This window comes from Variovorax sp. LARHSF232 (assembly GCF_052871435.1).
The window spans coordinates 1-1238 of the sequence record NZ_JBIXJS010000027.1 but is presented as its reverse complement, the minus strand read 5'-3'; the positions used below and the strand labels follow the sequence as shown (position 1 = coordinate 1238).

Annotated in this window: 1 protein-coding gene and 1 pseudogene; both read left to right on the top strand. The window is 67.4% G+C overall.

Annotated elements, in window-relative coordinates:
* A pseudogene (locus ACIPRI_RS26675) lies at nt 1–410 on the top strand (methyl-accepting chemotaxis protein); the annotation flags it as partial.
* A 9-nt stretch (nt 411–419) separates the two neighbouring features.
* A partial coding sequence (locus tag ACIPRI_RS26670) for a HAMP domain-containing protein (protein ID WP_446624524.1) occupies nt 420–1238 on the top strand: 819 nt, incomplete at its 3' end.

Sequence of the window (1238 nt, the reverse complement as noted above, 5' to 3'; positions counted from 1 at the left end):
TGACCGACATCATGGGCGAGATCACGGCGGCGAGCCAGGAGCAGACCTCGGGGATCGAGCAGATCAACCAGGCGATCACGCAGATGGACCAGGTGACGCAGCAGAACGCGGCGCTGGTGGAAGAGGCCGCGGCTGCGGCCGCCTCGCTGCAAGAGCAGGCTGGCGGGCTGGTGCAGGCGGTGAGCGTGTTCCGGCTCGGCACGAGCAGCAGCACCGCGGCGGCGACGCACATCGAGCCCCGCGTGACGAGCAGCGGGAAACAAGCAAGCCCGGCACGCGCGCCGGCCAAGGCAGGCAACGCCAAGGCAGGCAGCGCCAACAAGGCAAGCAAAGGGCCGCGCCCCAAGGCAACGGCAAGTGCCGCACCGCAACTGGCCACGGCCGGTGCCGGCGACTGGACGGAGTTCTAAGGCAACACCATGCAACTGTTCAACAACATGCGGATCGGCAAGCGCCTGGCCCTGGGCTTCGCCGTGGTCATCATCCTGTCGCTGGCCTCGACGGCCTTCACCCTCATCAGCATGCGCAACAGCGCACAGGCCTCCGAGCGCACCATGCTGGGCCCGCTGGCCAAGGAGCGGCTGGTGTCGGACTGGTACGTGCTGACCTATTCGGCCATTGCGCGTACCGAGCTCATCGCGCGCAGCAAGGACGAGACGCTGTCCGTCGTCTTCGCCGACGTCATCGCGGCCAGCTCGAAGAAGGGCACCGAGACCTTGACCAAGGTCGAGGCTTTGCTGGACAGCGACGAGGAGCGGGCGCTCTTCAAGTCCATCATCGCGCTGCGCGCCAAGTACCAGGATGGCAAGGAAGTGGTGATGAAGGCGAAGGCGGGCGGCGATTCGGCACTGGCCGAGCGCCTGTTCAACGACACCTTCATGCCGGCCGCCAAGGCCTATGAGAAGCGCGTGCTGGATCTGCTGTCGCACGAGCGCGGCACGATCGACGCGGCCGGACGAGCGGCCAAGGAGAGCGCGGCGCAGCGCTTTCAGTTGCTGATGCTGCTGGCGGCGGTTTCGCTGGTGGCGGGCGTCCTGGCATCCGTGCTGATCTCGCGCAGCATCACCCGTCCGCTCAACAAGGCGGTCGAGGTTGCACGCACCGTGGCGTCCGGCGACCTGGGCAGCCGCATCGAGGTGACGACGCGCGACGAGACGGGGCAGTTGCTGGAAGCGCTGCGCGAGATGAACGGCAGCCTGGTGCGCATCGTCAGCGAGGTACGCACCGGCACCGACAAC